This window comes from Microbacterium sp. UBA3394 (genome assembly GCF_002358725.1).
Classification (GTDB): Bacteria; Actinomycetota; Actinomycetes; order Actinomycetales; family Microbacteriaceae; genus Microbacterium; species Microbacterium luteum.
Genome location: NZ_DEPK01000117.1, coordinates 516 through 2,759, shown reverse-complemented (window position 1 = coordinate 2,759; position 2,244 = coordinate 516). Strand labels below are relative to the sequence as shown.

At 70.5% G+C, this 2,244-nt stretch carries 1 protein-coding gene; it reads left to right on the top strand.

All coding sequences use genetic code 11. The features are described 5' to 3' along the window. Positions 1–2,244, top strand: a 2,244-nt coding sequence (locus B4E30_RS07310) for an ATP-binding protein (protein WP_286794375.1), incomplete at both ends; no start/stop codon positions are given.

Genomic DNA, 2,244 nt, shown 5'->3' with positions numbered 1-2,244 from the left:
CGTGTCCGGACTCGAAGACGAGTACAACCTCTCCCCGCCCACTCTGCCCAAGCTGATCTACGTCAAATCCGCTGATCACCGGGACGAACGCCTGAATCGCCTGCTGGAACGCATCCGCGACGACGACACCGCCGCCTACCTGCCCTTCGACGACCCAGCCGATCTCGAGGAGCAGATCGCGGCAGACCTCGCCACCCTGCTCGCCGAGCGCTTCGCGCAGTCGCAGGAGGCGGGTACCGGCACGGAGGCCGCCACCGCGGCCCTGCTCTCGCGCGTTCCCGCCCCCGCGACGACGACGATCGGCCGGGACGATGACATCGCACGGTTGCGCTGCTTGCTCGCGGAGGGGTCTGACCGCGTGCTCAGCCTGATCGGCCCGGGCGGGATCGGCAAGAGCCGCCTCGCGACCGAGACCGCCAGAGCCTGCGAAGACCTCTTCCCCGACGGCGTCTACTTCGTCGCCCTCGAAGGTGTGCTGGAACCAGCCCTGCTGCTGCCGACGATCGGCTACGCACTGGGCATCCGCGACAACGGCGAGGCACCGCTGGAGGATCGCATCTCGCGGTCGCTGGAGTCCAGACGAGTGCTCGTCGTGCTCGACAACTTCGAGCAGATCGTCGATGCCGCTCCGGCGCTCGTGAGACTGTCCGCGGCCGCCCCGAGCGCCCGCTTCCTGGTCTCCAGCAGAGTCGTGCTGCGCATTCGGGGCGAGCGCGTCTACGACGTCGATCCGCTGCCGTTCCCGGACGCCGGCACGGTGAGCACGCTGTCCCGCGCGGAGACGTGCGACGCCTGCGCGCTGTTCGTCGATCGCGCTCGCGCCGCCGACCCGGGCTTCGCTCTGACCAAGGACAACGCCGCCGCCGTGATCGACATCTGCCGCCGTCTGGACGGGCTGCCACTGGCGATCGAGCTGGCCGCCGCCAAGGCGCGCCTGCTCACGCCGCAGGTCATGGCTCAACGACTCGAGCGACGCCTGCCGGTGCTGAGCGCGACGGTGCGCGACATGCCGGACCGCCACCGCACCCTCCGCGCGACGCTGGACTGGAGTGTCGACCTGCTCGCCCCTGCGCAGCGCGCTCTCCTGGAGGATCTCGGCGTCTTCGGCCCGCGGTTCGGTATCGAAGCGGTCGAGGCGATCGGGGCGGGGCGCAGCTGGGAGGGCGAGGAGATCGACGCGATCGCCGCTCTCGTCGACGCCTCGCTCGTGCGCCGCGTCGCCATCGGCGGCCGTGTCGTGCTGTCCTTGCTGTCCATCGTGCGCGAGTACTCGCTCGCGCGACTGAAGGAGCGCGGCGACGCCGATCTGATGCGCGAGCGTCACGCCGACCACTACGTGGCCCTGGCCGCGCGTGTGGCGCCGGATCTGCGGGGAGCCGGTCAGACCGCAGCCCTGGGACTTCTCGGCATCGAACTGTCGAACCTGCGGGCGGCCGTCCGTCACCTCGTCTACATCGACCGACTGGATGACGCCGCCGACCTCGCCTGGAGCCTGCTCATCTACTGGTGGATCATGGGGTTGTTCGCAGGCGTGCGCATGTGGATGCTCGAGCTCCTCGACAAGCAGCAGCCGATCAGCCCGCACACCCGGGCGGTGGCCTGGTTCTTCGCGCTCTGGGGCGAGATGTGGCAGCGCCCGGCACCCGAGGTCGTCGCCGGTCTCGCCGAATGCGTGCGCCTGTTCACCGAAAGCGGCGACGAGGACGCAGCGGCGATGGCGGTCGCTGCGCGAGCGACGGCGCGCGTGCAGCTGCCCGACCCCGATCTCGATGCCGCCGAGCGGGAGCTGACCGAGGCTGTGGCATCCCTGCGGCAGCTCGGCAACGGGTGGGGCGAGGCGATCAGCCAGGTATCCCTGGGCCGCGTGGCATGGCTCCGACATTCCCTCGACGGGGCCATCGACCATTTCGAGCGCGCCGCCGACATCGCCGAGCGCGGCGGCGACCGCTTCACAGGGTCGATCGCCGGAAATCAGATCGGTCGGCTCCTGCTCGTGCGGGGAGAGACCGACCAGGCCGAGGGGGTGTTCCGCCGCACCCTGGTCGACGCCGTGCGCCTGCATCACGAAGAGGGCGTCGCCTACGGCCTCGAGGGCCTTTGCGCCATCGCGGCCGCACGTGGCGACGCCGAACGAGCCGGCGAGCTTTCGGCCGCCGCGGCCGCTATCCGTCACCGGATCGGCGTCTTCGACGTCGAGGCCTTCACCGTGCATTCACTGTCGCTGGATGCGGCGCGCGCGGCAGC